14 protein-coding genes are annotated in these 15880 nt (G+C 45.4%); 12 read left to right on the top strand and 2 right to left on the bottom strand.

The features are described 5' to 3' along the window. Positions 1-7: 7 nt before the first annotated feature. A complete protein-coding gene (locus tag LZ23_RS06345; protein WP_045212563.1) occupies positions 8-301 on the top strand; it encodes an HU family DNA-binding protein in 294 nt (97 codons plus the stop codon). Here LZ23_RS06345 and LZ23_RS06350 read toward each other — a convergent pair. Next, positions 285-1103, bottom strand: a complete 819-nt coding sequence (locus tag LZ23_RS06350; protein ID WP_045212564.1) for a septal ring lytic transglycosylase RlpA family protein — start codon at positions 1101-1103, stop codon at positions 285-287. The genes LZ23_RS06345 and LZ23_RS06350 overlap by 17 nt on opposite strands. A 1194-nt stretch (positions 1104-2297) precedes the next feature. Between LZ23_RS06350 and LZ23_RS06360 the strand changes: the two genes are divergently transcribed. The 10 genes from LZ23_RS06360 to LZ23_RS06410 all read left to right on the top strand — a co-directional run bounded on the left by LZ23_RS06360 (position 2298) and on the right by LZ23_RS06410 (position 14401). After that, entirely contained in the window at positions 2298-5375 is a 3078-nt protein-coding gene (locus tag LZ23_RS06360; protein ID WP_157493116.1) for an FAD-dependent oxidoreductase, read from the top strand. Positions 5376-5394: 19 nt separating this feature from the next. After that, positions 5395-5829, top strand: coding sequence for a hydrogenase iron-sulfur subunit (locus LZ23_RS23925; RefSeq protein ID WP_157493117.1), 435 nt, complete (start codon positions 5395-5397; stop codon positions 5827-5829). Positions 5830-5872: 43 nt separating this feature from the next. Next, on the top strand, positions 5873-6805 hold the full coding sequence (locus tag LZ23_RS06370; protein WP_045212566.1) for an NADH-quinone oxidoreductase subunit B family protein: 933 nt from the start codon (positions 5873-5875) through the stop codon (positions 6803-6805). Positions 6806-6814: 9 nt separating this feature from the next. Next, on the top strand, positions 6815-8167 hold the full coding sequence (locus tag LZ23_RS06375) for a Ni/Fe hydrogenase subunit alpha (protein WP_045212567.1): 1353 nt from the start codon (positions 6815-6817) through the stop codon (positions 8165-8167). Between the two features lie 180 nt (positions 8168-8347). Continuing rightward, positions 8348-8839 (top strand): hydrogenase maturation protease, encoded by a 492-nt coding sequence (locus LZ23_RS06380; RefSeq protein WP_045212568.1) that lies wholly within the window; start codon positions 8348-8350, stop codon positions 8837-8839. A gap of 175 nt (positions 8840-9014) precedes the next feature. Continuing rightward, positions 9015-10817 carry a translation elongation factor 4 gene (gene lepA, locus LZ23_RS06385; RefSeq protein WP_045212569.1) on the top strand — a complete coding sequence of 601 codons (1803 nt, stop codon included), beginning with the start codon at positions 9015-9017 and terminating at the stop codon, positions 10815-10817. 83 nt (positions 10818-10900) lie between these two features. Next, on the top strand, positions 10901-11512 hold the full coding sequence (gene lepB / locus LZ23_RS06390) for a signal peptidase I (RefSeq protein ID WP_045212570.1): 612 nt from the start codon (positions 10901-10903) through the stop codon (positions 11510-11512). Between the two features lie 36 nt (positions 11513-11548). Next, on the top strand, positions 11549-13090 hold the full coding sequence (locus LZ23_RS06395) for a YifB family Mg chelatase-like AAA ATPase (protein WP_045212571.1): 1542 nt from the start codon (positions 11549-11551) through the stop codon (positions 13088-13090). Between the two features lie 320 nt (positions 13091-13410). Continuing rightward, the gene (locus LZ23_RS06405) at positions 13411-13725 is read left to right on the top strand and encodes a hypothetical protein (RefSeq protein ID WP_045212573.1); all 315 of its coding nucleotides are present in this window, start codon (positions 13411-13413) and stop codon (positions 13723-13725) included. A gap of 7 nt (positions 13726-13732) precedes the next feature. Continuing rightward, positions 13733-14401 carry a nucleotidyl transferase AbiEii/AbiGii toxin family protein gene (locus LZ23_RS06410; RefSeq protein WP_045212574.1) on the top strand — a complete coding sequence of 223 codons (669 nt, stop codon included), beginning with the start codon at positions 13733-13735 and terminating at the stop codon, positions 14399-14401. Between the two features lie 242 nt (positions 14402-14643). Here LZ23_RS06410 and LZ23_RS06415 read toward each other — a convergent pair whose 3' ends face one another. Further along, on the bottom strand, positions 14644-15648 hold the full coding sequence (locus LZ23_RS06415) for an Rpn family recombination-promoting nuclease/putative transposase (protein ID WP_045212575.1): 1005 nt from the start codon (positions 15646-15648) through the stop codon (positions 14644-14646). Positions 15649-15706: 58 nt separating this feature from the next. Here LZ23_RS06415 and LZ23_RS23300 point away from each other — a divergent pair, with 58 nt between their 5' ends. Then, positions 15707-15871: a tyrosine-type recombinase/integrase gene (locus LZ23_RS23300; RefSeq protein ID WP_084590915.1), complete on the top strand. Its 165-nt coding sequence runs from the start codon at positions 15707-15709 to the stop codon at positions 15869-15871. Positions 15872-15880: the final 9 nt, after the last annotated feature.

Consider the following 15880-nt stretch of genomic DNA (forward strand, 5'->3'; position numbering starts at 1 on the left):
ATTAAATATGTCGCAAACGCTGACAAAAGCTCATATTGTTGACAAAATATTCAAAGACAGTCCCAAGAGACGTTCTGATGTCCAAAAACAGGTAGAGGCTTTATTAAAGATAATCAAAAAGGGTATTAAAAAAGATCACTCTTTGCTGATCAGCGGCTTTGGAAAGTTTGAAACTCGCAATAAAAAGCCGCGCAGAGGCAGAAATCCCTATACTAATGAGGATTTGATGCTTGAGGGGAGAAAAGTAGTAGTTTTCAGGCTTTCACATAATTTACGAAAAACAATCAATCAGCAAGGATGAACGCTCCAGGGTACTCTTTCTGTAATTTATCCCGAGCCTGTTCAGCTGCAAGAAGATTGCTGAACTTTCCAGCTTGAACACGCCAGAAATTGCTATTATCTCGAGATATTTTTTGAATTCTGGATTCACTGTAACCGCTGGACCTGAGGTTTCTTCGGAATGCTTCGGCGTTGTCTCTGGAAGAAAATGACCCTACCTGAACATAAAAATTACCCTTCATCTGGTCACGGGGCACGCTGCCTGTGGCCTCAACCCTGACCCGGGCTGTACCAGGTCCGATCATGTCGATTTTTCTGGCTGCGGCAAATGAAAGGTCTATTATTCTGTTGCGGGCAAAGGGCCCACGGTCATTAATTCGAAGGTCAATGACTTTTCCGTTGTCCAGATTAGTGACCCTCACCTTGGTATTCATGGGCAGCACCCTGTGAGCAGCAGTCATTTCGTACATGTTGAAGATTTCCCCGTTGGATGTTTTACGTCCATGAAATTTGGGGCCGTACCAGGATGCTATACCTTCTTCTTCGTAACCTTCATATGTGCTTAACGGAGTGTATGTCTGGCCTAATACTGTATACTTATTCTGTGTTGGGTGGCTGTTTTGCAGGCTTCCGGAAGATGCAGTCTGACTGGATTGAGCCGGTGAAGATGCTGGCGGCTGAACCGGCGCTGCAGGTCGAGCGGTCTGGTCCGGGGTGCGCACTGGTGGAGGTTGAATTTTTTTTGCACATCCTGCTAATTGAGTCAGGGACAAAAAGACTATCAGTATCAAACATATGTATTCAGTAATTGACATACTGCGCATGGCTTTTCCTCACTTTAATGGGCAGTCGTGATGTTTTAAAAGAATTAATCCGAACTTGATCTTATTCAACGGTCATAAAAAATTTTCAATTTCTTTTTTTTATCAGTTTAACACTTATTAGTAAAGTATTTTGAGATGGCCTTTCAGAATAAATGTGAGCTGCGTCCACAACCCAGCTGATATAAGGATCGTTAAGATTTGGGGATACTGAGAGTTTTAGGCTTAAGGAAGAAGGCTGAAGGCTGAAGGTTGAATGTTGAAGGCTGTTGAAAATAGAAGGAGGAAGGTTTAAGTTTTGGGAGTCTGGATATTATTGCTCTTGTCAATATCAAAAATCTTCCTGTTTTCTGGTGCAAGCTTCAAGCGGTAAAATTGCTGAATCTATTAGTAATTTATATAGGAACTTGAACTTTTTTGCATACAAGTAAAACCTAATTAGCAATAAATTCAGAGCATTATGGTTTTACCATATAGATTGTTTCGGTCGCTTAGGCTCTCTCGTGGGTGACAGGTTTTGAGCAACTACATCCCTGACAGCTCAGGTGTCATTGCGAGCGAGTCTTCGAGCGCGGCAATCTCAAACGTGCTAAGGCTGATTTTTTAGTTACTCACAGGTTCGGTCCTGGCCAGTCCGGGTGAGGAGCTTACAAGTAACTTCAAAAAAACTGGCCCCCGGATCAAGTCCGGGGAGACGGTTAAAGCAAGTTTTTACTCTTATCGTCATTCCGGCGAAGGCCGGAATCCAGTTCTTTTCTTGTTCACAAGCTCCAGACTGGGAACACCTCTTTTTTTTGTGGCTCCATCCACATTTTAAAGAAGCGGCTGAAGCCGCAAGAACTAAACCCCCCAGGCTCCAGCCTGGGAACGAGTGTTAAGGCTGTTTTGAGTTACTCTGAGGTTCGATCCCGAACCGCCCGGATGAAACGCTTACAATTCGAGTGTTACGTTGTAGTATTGTGTGTAATTATTTGTTACCGGATCAAAAAAGATGTTAATAAAAATTTTTGTTTTTCGTGATATTAGTACTGGCAATTTTTTTAAACTTAAGCTATTTGTTAAATAAATAACATGCGCGGAACGAGTTTGATTATTTATTAACTGTAAAATCATTTGTGCTTCAGGCGTTCCCGGGTAGTGAATCCGGGCTAGTTAAGGACAAACCATTTTATTTACCAATTGGCAAAGGGGGTCAATATGTCACAAGAGAAAGTAGGCGCAGTCATGGTTGTCGGTGGTGGTATTGCCGGCATTCAATCCGCTCTGGACCTGGCTGAAGCCGGCTATTACGTTTATCTTGTGGAGAAGTCAGCCGGTATCGGCGGCGTAATGTCGCAATTAGACAAGACTTTTCCCACCAATGACTGCTCCATGTGAATTATCTCGCCAAAATTGGTCGAGTGCGGTCGGCACTTGAATATTGAGCTTTTGACTCTGGCTGAGGTAGAAGGAATCAGTGGCGCTGAAGGAAACTTTCAGGTCAAAGTTCGTCAGAAACCACGAGTAGTGGACATGGAAAAGTGTATCGCCTGTAACCTTTGTGCGGAAAAGTGTCCCAAAAAGGTTGCTGACGAATACAATGAAGGGCTGGTCAAGAGAAAGTCCGCCTACATTAAGTATGGTCAGACTGTTCCCTTGAAGTACGCCGTAGAGATGGACACCTGTATTTATTTTGTCAAGGGAGGCAACAAGGGCAAAAAGGGCGGCGGAAAATGCCGGGCCTGTGAAAAATACTGTCCTACCGGAGCCATTGATCTTGACCAGGAATTCAAGGACGAGATCAAGGAAATCAACGTGGGATCAGTTATTCTCACGCCAGGCTTTAAATCTTTTGATCCCACTCCTTTTGACACCTATCAGTACTCCAATTTCAAGGATGTAGTTACCGGGCTGGAGTATGAAAGACTGCTTTCCTCCAATGGACCCTGTATGGGGCACCTTGTAAGACCTTCTGACCAGAAGGAGCCCAAAAAGATAGCATGGCTCCAATGTGTTGGTTCAAGAAATATCAACAAATGTGATAATGGGTACTGTTCCTCTGTTTGCTGTATGTATGCCATTAAGCAGGCCATAGTTACTGCCGAGCATACCACAGGAGACGTTGAGCAGACGATCTTCTACATGGATATAAGAACCCACGGAAAAGAGTTTGACCAGTACTTTGAACTGGCCAAGAAAAAGGGCATCAAGTTTGTACCCAGTCGAATTCACAGCACCTATCCTGGAGACGGCGGCGGAGTTGAGGTTGAATATTTCGATGAATCCAAGGGACAAAGAGTAGTTGAAGGCTTTGACATGCTGGTTCTTTCAACTGGTCTTGAAGTAAGCGAAAGTGTCAAGGAACTGGCTGGTAAACTTGATATCAAGCTGGACAAGTACAGTTTTGCAGAAAGTTCCAGCTTTACTCCTTCAGCTACGAATATTCCAGGTATTTTTGCCAGTGGCTGTTTCCAGAGCCCTAAAGATATTCCTCAATCGGTTACAGACGCATCAGCAGCTGCGGCATCAGCAGCAATATCCTTAAGCAGTCAGAGAGGGACCCTGGCCAAGGAAAGGACTTTTCCGGCTGAAAGGGATGTATCCACTGAGGAACCAAGAGTGGGCGTCTTTGTATGTTCCTGTGGCATCAATATTGCCGGAACCATAGACGTTAATAATCTGGCCGAATACGCAAAAGGGCTGCCCAATGTGGTTTTTGTGGATAATAACCTCTTTTCCTGTTCTCAAGATACCCAGGTTATGATCAAGGAAAAGATTACTGAACATAATCTGAACAGAGTAGTGGTGGCAGCCTGTACTCCCAGAACTCATGAGCCGTTGTTCAGAGAAACCATGAAAGATGCCGGGCTCAATGAATACCTTTTTGAAATGGCCAATATCCGCAATCAGAACAGTTGGGTGCATTCCCAGGAGCCGGAGAAAGCCTTAGAAAAGGCCAGAGATCAGGTGCGCATGGCTGTGGCTAAAGCGTCCATGCTGGTGCCCTTGGAACATCTGACAGTTAATGTTAACCAGTCTGCCCTGGTTGTGGGAGGCGGTATTTCAGGCATGATTTCTGCCCTGGGGCTTGCTGATCAGGGTTATGAAACTATTCTTCTGGAAAAGACCGACAGGCTGGGCGGAAATGCCTGGAGCTTAGTCAGCACCTGGCGTGGTGAAGATATCAAGAAATTCCTGGAAGAGATAATTAACAAGGTGGAAAACCACCCCAATATCAAACTTTATAAAGATGCCCAGCTCAAGAGCAGCAAAGGCGCTGTGGGCGATTTTGTCAGTGAAGTGGAAATAGCTGGTGAGAAGAGGGCCATCAAGTATGGTATTGCAGTAGTATGTACTGGCGGTAAGGAGCTCAAACCCGAAGAATACCTTTACGGTCAGGATCAGAGGATCTTTACCCATCTTGAGTTTGACAAGGAGCTCATGGACCATAAACCTGCTCTGGAAAAGGCCAAAGGCGCTGTGTTTATTCAGTGCGTAGGTTCACGCGAACCGGACAGGCCATATTGCAGCAGGGTTTGCTGTACGCATACCATGCATTCAGCCCTGGAGCTCAAAAAAGCCAACCCAGACATGCCTGTTTATGTCCTTTACCGTGACATCCGTACTTATGGTGCAAGAGAAGATCTATACAGAGAAGCCAGAGAAAAGGGTGTTATCTTCATCCGGTACAACCTTGAAAACAAACCTGTTGTTGCCAAGGACGGTGAAGATATCGTTGTCACAGTCAAGGATCATGTACTGCAGCGAAATGTAGAGATCAGGCCCGGATACCTGGTTCTTGCTTCTGCAATCCTGCCTTCGGACAACAAAGATCTGGTGGATCTGTACAAATGTGGTCTGAACAGCGATGGCTTCCTGCAGGAAGCACATGCCAAACTGCGTCCTGTTGACTTGAGTGTTGACGGTATGTTCCTGGCAGGCCTCTGTCATTATCCCAAGCCTGTAGATGAAGCCATAGCTCAGGCTCAGGCGGCGGTTTCCCGAGCTTCCACCATCCTGTCCAGAGCTGTGATGCCTCTGGATTCCATTAAATCATATGTTACTGAAAATTGTGATGGTTGTGCCATTTGCGTGGATACTTGTCCTTACGGCGCCATCAAGTTGACTGGATATGAAGAAGATGGGGTAGACCATAAAAAGATTGAGACCAACAAGGCCCTGTGTAAAGGTTGTGGTATTTGCGAAGCAACCTGTCCCAAGCATGGGGTATATATCCATGGGTTTACCAATGAGCAGCTTAAGGCCCAGATTTATGCGGCTTTAGAAAATGTTTAATAACAAAGGAGAAATTTAGATGGCTGAAAAGTATGAACCCGTCATTGTCGGATTTCTCTGCAATTGGTGCGCATATGCCGGCGCAGACCTGGCCGGCGTTTCTCGTTTGCAATATCCCACAAACATGCGCGCAATCAGAGTAATGTGTTCGGGAATGGTCCATCCGAATTTGGTTGTTGAAGCTCTGGAAAAGGGCGCTGATGGCGTCCTGGTCCTGGGCTGACACCTTGGTGAATGTCATTACCTGGATGGTAATCACAAAGCTTTTGCCAGGGCACAGGCCATAAAACTGGTATTGGAAGATCTGGGAATTGATCCTGAGAGATTCAGATTAGACTGGGTATCATCTGCCGAGGCTCCAAGGTTTGCCAAAGTAGTATCCGAGTTCACTGAGCAGATAAAATCTCTGGGTCCCAACCCTGTCAAAGCCCAAAAAGAGGCAGTAAACGCCTAATGGCAGCGGGAATGCACTTCCCGTCCTTATGGAGGTAGCTTATATGACCAAGGTAACAGTAGCTGAAGAGTGGTTGAATGCCTGTGCGGGGTGTGAGATCGCTATTCTCAATGTTGGAGATGTCCTGGTGGACCTGCTGGTCAACAACCTGGAATTTGTACATATACCGGTGCTCATAGATAAAAAATACTTTGGGCAGACCGGTGAGGATAAAGAGCTGAGTATACCTGAAGCAGTGGTGGGCATTGTGTCAGGTGGAGTGCGCAACGAGGAACATAAAGAAGTTCTGCTTGAAATGCGCAAAAAATGTCAGATTCTCATAGCCCTGGGTACCTGTGCCACTGATGGCGGTATTCCGGCCATGATCAATATGTATTCTGAAGAGGAACTTAAACAGTTTTATTACAAGGATTCACCTACCACTGATCCCGCCGAATATCCCACAGAGCATATTCCACCCCTTTTGGATCAGTGTTATGCGCTGGATGAAATAGTCAAGGTGGACGTGTCCCTGCCCGGGTGCCCACCGCACCCTGACTGGATAGCTGGAGCCATCCTGGCCCTTCTCGATGGCAAGACCGAATTCAAGATGCCTGAAAGATCTGTTTGTGATGCCTGTCCTACGGTCAGGGAAAGCAAAAAAGGTATAGCAGACATCAAGCGTCTTTATATGGCTGCAGAATATGATCCGGAAAAGCCTCTCAATGAGATGCGCTGTCTTCTGGAACAGGGACTGTTGTGTCTCGGGCCGGTAACAGGCGTTGGCTGCGGGGGAACTAAAGGTGCTCCGAGGTGTATTTCTGCCAGGGTGCCCTGCAGAGGCTGTTATGGTCCCGTCAGAAAAGGTGCCAAACCTTTGGTGGATTATATGGGAGCCTTGGCTTCCGTGGGATTTGATCCCGCTAAGATGCCTGATCGCCGCGGGTATCTGGCCCGTTTTTCCGGTGCTCACGGCGTACTCAAAAAGATTGGTTAGGAGGATAACATGGGAAAGACTTTAAATATAGCTCCCATAACCCGCATTGAAGGGCATGCCAGTGTATCGATACATCTTGATGATACTGGGAATGTATCTGATGCCAGGATGCATGTTCTGTCCCTGCGTGGTTTTGAGCAATTTGTTTTAGGCAGGCCGGTGGAGGAAGTTCCGCGCATAGTTCCTCGCATCTGCGGTATTTGCCCCTGGCATCATCACCTGGCCTCCAATAAGGCAGCTGATGCCTGTCTTGGGGTCGAACTGCCACCAACTGGCAGAAAGTTGCGTGAGCTGTGTCAGATGATGGCCTACATTCCAGACAAGATTCTGCATTTCTATTTTCTGGCTGCTCCGGATTTCGTGCTTGGACCGGACGCAGACTATTCCGTCCGCAATGTTGTTGGAATAGTAGGAGCTAATCCTGAGCTGGCCAAGAAAGTAGTACATATGCGTTATAAGGGTCAGATGCTGCTTGAAAAGTTTGCAGGCAAGGTTATTCATCCCGTTGCCGGTGTTGTAGGTGGTTTTTCCAAGCCACTGCTTGAGGAAGAGCGTAAGGAAATCCTTGCAGGTATCCAGGAACTTAAGGACTTCAGCATATTTACCATTAAGTTTGCCAGGGAAGAAGTGTTCCCCAAATACTTGGATGCAGTAAAGATACTGGGAGTATTTCCTTCTGGCTACCTTGGAACCGTGAGACCTTCTGATGGAGCTCTGGAGCTTTACGACGGCGAACTCAGGATGATGGATAAAGACGGAAATTTTGATCAGTTTACCTATCCGGAGTATGTAGATTACATTGGTGAGCATACAGAGCCGTGGACTTATCTCAAATTCCCTTATTCCAGAAAGGCTGGCAGCCTCAATCTCGATGAAAATGATCCAGTGGGCGTTTACCGCGCCAATACTCTGGCCAGAATTAATGTGTGTGACAAAATGGCTACACCCATGGCTCAGGAAGAGCTGGAAATTTTCCGCAAAGAGTTTGGTCGGCCCACCCATTTGACCCTTTTGTATCACTGGGCAAGACTTATTGAGCTTGTACAGGCCTGTGAAAGAGCCGAAGAGCTTCTGAATGATCCTGAAATCACAGGACGTGAGCACAGGGCTAAAAATATTGAGCCAAGAGCCGGTGACGGGGTTGGATGTGTTGAGGCACCAAGGGGAACGCTGATTCACCATTACAAGACAGATGATAATGGAATGGTGACCATGGCCAACATGATTGTGGGTACAACCCACAATAATGCTCCCATGAACCTGTCAGTAAAACAGGCTGCCAGGGCACTTATCAAAGATGGAAGTTATGATCAGGGTATACTGAATCGTGTGGAGATGGCCATACGCGCCTACGACCCGTGAATGAGCTGCGCAACACACCGCCTGGATGGCGGCATCAACGTTGAGCTGAAGATTTACGATTCGCAGGGAAATGTCATTGAAACCATGGGTAAATAGATTAGACAGAATAAAAGAAATGGTTTAAAAGAGGCCGTCTTCACATGAGTGAGGGCGGCCTTTTTCAATTTTACAGGAGAGAAAATGGACTGGTCAAGCATGTTTAATTCCAGAGTAGTCGTCTTTGGGTGCGGAAATACATTGTATGGTGATGATGGATTAGGGCCCAAAGTAGTTGAAGCTCTTGAAAAGGATGAATCACTTGGAAAGGATATAGCAGTCATTGATGCTGGCACATCCATCAGGCCACTGCTTTTTGACCTGATTATGGGCGACAGGCACCCGGAGCGAATTATTGTGGTGGATATTACCACTGATGAAGATATTGAGCCAGGAGAAATCAAGGAAATTGACGTTGATCAGGTTGACCCGAAAAAAATATCTGATTTTTCCATGCATCAGTTTCCCACCACTAATCTTCTTAAAGAACTGAAGGACAGTACTGATATTAAGCTGAACATTCTGGTGGCCAGACCTGTAAATGTTCCTGAAAAAATGGCTGAAGGCTTGACTCCGGAGATGGAAAGGGCTGTTGGGAGTATTGTAGACCGGATCAAGGAGATTGTAGCTGTCTGATTTTGCTTTATTTTTCCAGATGATATGATACTGCCTGACTTCCTGTTGCCTCAAGCTGAACTTTTCTTAAGCTCGTAGCTCGTAGCTCGTAGCTCGTAGCTCGTAGCTCGTAGCTCGTAGACTAAATCTTAAAACTTAAAACTTAAATCTTAAAACTTAAAACCTCAGTTCCTCAATGATAAACCAAAAAAATATTCGTAACTTCAGTATAATAGCTCATATTGATCATGGTAAATCAACTCTTGCGGACAGAATTCTGGAAATAACCGGTCTGCTTGGTGAAAGAGATAAAAAAGATCAGTACTTAGACAGGCTGGAGCTTGAGCGGGAAAGGGGCATTACCATCAAGGCTCAGTCAGTGCGCATTCCGTATAAAAGTAAAGATGGACAAGACTACGTGTTGAACCTCATTGACACACCTGGTCATGTGGATTTTTCTTATGAGGTTTCAAGAAGCCTTGCAGCCTGTGACGGTGCTCTTCTTGTTGTTGATGCCACTCAGGGGGTTGAGGCCCAAACCCTTGCCAATGTTTACATGGCTCTGGATCATGATCTTGAAGTGATCCCTGTGTTGAATAAAATTGATCTTCCCAGTAGTGAGCCTGAGCGCATTGCTTCAGAGATTGAGGAAATAATCGGATTAGACTGTTCTGATGTGTTGAAGGTCAGCGCCAAGACAGGTCAGGGTGTGCCGGACGTATTGGAAAGACTTATAAAGGATATTCCTCCTCCAGTTGGAGAACGTCTTCAGCCTCTTAAAGCTCTGATATTTGATTCATGGTATGATTCATATCTCGGAGTGGTGGTTTTGTTTAGAGTTCTGGACGGAAGCATTAGTAACGGTCAGGAAATCATGATGTTTTCCAATCAGAAAAAATTTGAGGTTACCAGGCTGGGTGTTTTTTCCCCTGATCCTCAGGAAATAAAAGAGCTTGGACCGGGGGAGGTTGGTTTTTTATGTGCAGGGGTCAAAGATCTGCAAGAAGCCAGAGTAGGCGATACCATAACTTCAACCGATAATCCTACTCAAACTCCCTTTCCAGGATTTAAGCGTATCAAGCCAATGGTTTTTTGCGGACTTTACCCTGTGGAATCAGCTGATTATGAGGGTTTAAAAAACGCATTGGAGAAACTGCAGCTCAACGACGCCGCCCTTGACTATGAGCCGGAAACCTCACAGGCATTGGGCTTTGGATTTCGCTGCGGATTTCTGGGCTTGCTCCATATGGATGTCATTCAAGAGCGACTGGAGCGGGAGTTTCAGGTTAATCTCATTGCTACAGCTCCTTCTGTTATTTATAAGGTCGTAGGTGTGGATGGAGTCGAGTTTGAGATAGATAATCCGTCCAAACTTCCTCCAGTGCAGGAGATACAATGCGTAAAAGAGCCATTTGTGAAAATGGAGATTCATGTTCCCAATGAGTATGTAGGCAATGTACTCGGTTTGTGTGAGGAAAAAAGGGGCGTTCAGGTAAATATGCATTACCTGTCCTCCACCAGGGTTATTATAACCTATGAATTGCCTTTTGCTGAGATAGTCTTTGATTTTTTTGATCGTTTGAAATCAGTGACAAGAGGGTTTGCCTCGCTGGATTATGAAGTTATAGACTACCGTGAATCAGATCTGGTCAAGTTAGACATAATGATCAACAGTGAGCCTGTGGACGCCATGGCAGTTATTGTTCACCGTGAAAAAGCATACCACAAGGGCAGGGCTCTGGCTCTCAAGCTCAAACGTGCTATTCCCAGGCAGCTTTTTGAGGTCATCATCCAGGCGGCCATTGGCAATAAGATTGTAGCGCGGGAGCGAACAGCTCCTCTTCGGAAAAATGTCACTGCCAAGTGTTACGGAGGTGACATTACACGGAAAAGAAAGCTTCTGGAAAGACAAAAAGAGGGTAAACGCAGAATGAAAAAAATGGGGAGTGTTGAAATTCCCCAGGAAGCCTTTCTGGCAGCCCTGCAAAGTGATGACTGATTCATGAATATGGATCAGACTGGCTGTAATGATAGACTGGGCGACTGGTTACTCAATAACAAGAAAAAGGACGGAATAAATAGATGAACCCACGTTGGCAGAATATGCTTAAAGAATATGCTGAGGCATTGATCATAGCTCTGGTATTAGCGCTTTTTATTCGTACATTTATTGTTCAGGCATTCAAAATTCCTTCAGGGTCTATGCTGCAGACTCTTCAGATAGGTGATCATCTTCTGGTCAACAAGTTCAAATATGGGATACACATGCCTTTTATGGACAGATACATATTTGAATTTGATGGTCCTGAAGTTGAAGATATAATCGTCTTTGAGTTTCCTGAAGATCCTTCCAAGGATTTTATCAAAAGAGTGGTGGGCGAACCTGGTGATGTCATTGAGCTGCGTGACAAGCAGCTTTATCGTAATGGCGAACCAGTCCAGGAAGGCTATATTCAGAATACCGATGAAAGGGTAGTCAATGGCCGTGATGAAATGGAGCCCTTTACAGTTCCGGAGAATGCATATTTTGTCCTGGGAGATAACCGCGATGAGTCGTATGATTCGAGATTCTGGGGAATTGTGGAAAGGGAGAAGATTCTGGGTAAAGCCTGGATCATTTACTGGTCCTGGGAAGGTTTTTCCAATATCCGCTGGAACAGGATTGGTAGAAGTGTGCATGCCATAGGGGATTAGAAATTGGCCTTAAACTGATTTTAAATGTGATTTTATATGTTTGCTAAGGTTACTACTGCAGCGCTGCTGGGAATAGATGCTTTCAGGATTGAGCTGGAAGTGGATTACGCCAGGAGCGGATTGCCGGCATTTACTATGGTAGGGTTGGCTGAGGGTGCGGTTCGGGAGAGCAAGGAAAGAGTTTTTTCAGCCCTGAAAAACAGCGGTTTCAAGCTCCCCCCGGCCAGGATCACTATCAATCTGGCCCCGGCAGATATACGCAAGGAGGGATCAAGCTATGATCTTCCCCTGGCTTTGGGGCTCTTATGTGCCTCAGGAGTGATTCCTCCCCATAAGCTGACCAATATCTTCATGGCAGGAGAACTTTCTCTTACCGGTGAACTCAAGCCTATCAACGGAGCTTTGCCCCTGACCCTGAAGGCTCGTGAAGACAAGGCTTCTCATGTGCTTGTTCCCCACCTGAATGCACAGGAGGCAGCAGTAGTCAAGGAGATGAATGTTTACGGCATCAAAACTCTTGGACAGGCTGTGGAATTTCTTCTGGGGGGCGAATCCATTGAGCCCACTCAGTTTGATCTTGAGGATCTCTGGAAGGAAGGAGCCAGATTTTTTATCGATTTTTCAGAAGTAAAAGGTCAGGATCACGCCAAAAGAGCAATAGAGATTGCTGCGGCAGGAGGCCACAACCTCCTGCTCATCGGACCTCCCGGAAGCGGCAAGACCATGCTTGCCCAGCGCATACCCACCATCCTCCCACCCCTGACTTTTGAAGAAGCTCTGGAAGTAACTAAGGTTTACAGCGTGTCCGGGCATCTTGCTCCTGGCCAGGCCATGATTGTTCGCCGTAACTTCCGTAGTCCGCACCACACCATATCTGATGCTGGACTAATTGGAGGCGGCCATTATCCCAAACCCGGGGAAGTTTCTCTTGCCCATCGGGGAGTTTTATTTTTAGACGAGCTGCCTGAGTTTAAGAAACATGTGCTGGAAGTTATGCGTCAGCCTCTCGAAGACGGAGAGGTCACTATTTCAAGAGCAGCCATGTCACTTAAGTATCCGGCCAGCTTTATGCTGGTGGCGGCCATGAATCCCTGTCCGTGCGGATACCTAACTGACGATCAGCACAATTGTATTTGCAGTCCTGTGCAGGTGCAGCGCTATCGTTCCAGACTTTCCGGGCCATTGCTGGATCGTATTGACCTGCACATTGAAGTCCCTGCCGTACCATACAAAGATCTTAAGCAGGCCAGTAGCAGTATTGATTCCCAAACCATGAGCGAGAATATTGCACGCGCAAGAAAAATCCAGCAAATCCGCTATCAGAATCTGCCTTTTTTTACCAACAGCCAGTTATCCGGCAAATGGCTCAATGACTTTTGTTCCCTTGGTGACACCGAGCATGATTTTCTTGAGGGTGCTGTAAGCAGTCTCGGGCTTTCAGCCCGTGCTTATGTTCGCATCCTTCGTTTGGCCAGAACCATTGCAGATCTTGAAGGTGTAGAAACGGTGCAGGTGAATCATTTGTCTGAGGCAATAAATTATCGAACTCTGGACCGTCAGGATCAGGTCGGCTTTTAGTGTTGAGCGCAATCCCTTACTTTATTCCATTACCTGTCATTATGGTTTTATGATTTTTTTAACACTACAGCGATACTTTAATTAAGCTTGAAGAGGACTGGCTCTTTTGCCGCCGGATCCTGTCCCAATTTCCTGATATGGGACTGTTCTTCAAAGTGGAGGCAGCTTCCACCCGCCTGGTCTTTAATAGCCTGCAGGATGCAGGCTCCACTTTGGAGGCAGTTACTCCCACCTTCGGTCCCGGAACGCCCGGGTGAGGATCTTATGACCAGGAACGGAGAACCAGGCACTTTGAACTCTCAAGAGGTTATGATTAATAAATGAACAGAACACTTCCAGAACAACATCATGTTTTCAAGCTGGCCGGAAAATACGTGTGGTGGAAAAAACCTGAACAGGCCCTGGAAGACAAAAGACATTTTCTTGCATCTTTGATGACCTTTGCCACAATGGAAGATACGCGGTGGATGGAGCAGAACTTTTCCACAGATGAACTGATAAATGTTTTAAAAAAACCTCCAATTGGCATTTTTACTGCGCGCGCATGGCACTTCTGGCATTATAGACTGGGATTAGCAAAAAATGAATCTGAAATCCCGGATTTGCCAAAACGGAACTGGCACATGCAGGGCTGATAATTTTATGGACAGCTTTAAACCATACTTATCTATTCTACCTCCTGCGCAAAAAAGCATATGGAACGAACTGACAATAGTTCCTGGAAATTTTGTTTTATATGGCGGTACAGCCATTGCGCTGCAACTGGGGCACAGATCGTCAATAGATTTTGACTTCTTCTCATCTGATTCTTTTGAGAACGATCATCTATGTCAGGCAATGTCCTCACTTGGCTCATTTGAAATAATTCAATCACGAAAAAACACCCTGACGTTAATAATTACAGCTGAATATGAACCTGTAAAACTTTCTTTTTTCGGAGGATTCGAAAATGGAAGAATCAATCCGCCTATAGTCACTGATGACAGGATATTACGGGTTGCTTCTTTAGAGGATCTAATGGGACATAAGCTTAAAGTTATTTTGCAAAGGGTTGAAGCCAAAGACTATATTGATATTGCCTGTCTCCTCAACAGCGGACTTTCTCTTGAAAAAGGATTGTCCTGCGTTTTAGCATTATGGCCTCATGCACCGATTCAGGAAATTGTGCGGGCTTTGACCTATTTTCAGGAAGGTGATTTTTCTGAACTAAATGATTTACACAGGCAGACATTGATCAAGGCATGTTCCAGTATTTCATTTCAGAATGTTGTGAAATACCCGCTAAACTCAAGGAAATTATCAGATTATTAACATTCATAAAATAATTATCACCTGACGCGGGCTGTGCCCGCTACCCAAGAAAAAGAAAATGTATGTGAGACGTGCAACAGTAATCTAAAGCTGCAAGCGGTATGCGCATCTGTCCGAGCAGACCACGGCTGAGGCTGTGAATGTGGAGCCTCTGGGTAAGGCAGCATAGCTGCTGATGATGTGTGAGGCCACCCTGTTGGTACGGGGTGGCCTTATTATGTGGTAATTGGAAAGGAAGGAAGTTAGTTGTCGGTAATCTTTCGGACCTGGTCAGTGAATTGATCCATGTTTTCAGCTCTCAATGAGAAGTCAAAGAGGGCGTCCAGAACTTCTAAAGATTGTATTGTTTTTATGCGGTTGACTATTTCGGGCTGAAGGATTCCTAATCTAGAATTGGCAACTTTTAAAACTGATTCACATGGCGACTCAATTCTAGCAACCCCCTCCCAATAAGGTCTCCTTGATTGCTCAACCCCCTTTAAAATTTCCTGCACTGCTACTCCTACCATATCCTCACCTCCTGGAAATCGCCTGGTAAGCTCGGTTACTCGCTCCTCACTCAAAGGACCCGATGCCAGTACGTATTTCAAAATATTAAACAGATATTCTTTCCTTTTATCCTCATCAGGCAGCTGCTCAAGCAAGTCAAATATTTCCTGCAGCTTTATGTCCAGTTCAGGGAAGTGAATGTACTTAAAAAGCAGATGAAAAATTTCCATAAGGATAGAGGTTTTGAAAGCCTCGTCTGCCATATGTGTTATGTCATGCAGTAAATGCCTGAACTTAGGAATAAAAACTCTGAATGACTCATGGGGTATGTCAAAATAGTCTTCAAAGTTGTGGCTGAAGTTCCACTTATTTACACCGTGATAAATAATCACGGGAATAACTATAGGCAAGTAGCCTGCCAGCTTGTTACGTCTGTAAAGGTTCATCCATTTCTGGACTGAATAGTGAAGAGCTTGAAGCAGTGCGTACCTGTCCGGGTAACTTTTATGTTCAAAGAGGAAATAGAGTTCTGCAATCTCGCCGCTTTTTTTTAGCCGAACCCTGACAACCACGTCAGTAAGAAACTCTTTGAACTCTTCAGCTACAAACCCGCTAATATCAATTTCTATTTCTGACAGATCTAAGTAGGCCTTGATTTCATCCGGTATGTGATAGTCTATGAAATCTCGGACCAGCTCTTCATCCTGGAAAAAGGTCTTGAAGCCTGCATCGTGTGGGGATGGAATTTCAAATGACATAGTGAAAAGATATCTTATGGTTTGGGACAATGCAAGAAGATTAAATATCAGCTTTTAGTTGATACTTCCGGTTGGGCCAATTATATGGTTTACAGTTAGAGAAAAAGCTGGTCTGGAAGACGTAAAGCTGCACACTCTCCGGCACAATTTTGCCAGCTTTTTGATAAACCCCGGACGCTCAATGTATGAGGTTGGAGACTTACTCGGACATAGTAAAAATTGAAATGACTAT

Source organism: Desulfonatronovibrio magnus, assembly GCF_000934755.1.
Lineage (GTDB): Bacteria > Desulfobacterota > Desulfovibrionia > Desulfovibrionales > Desulfonatronovibrionaceae > Desulfonatronovibrio > Desulfonatronovibrio magnus.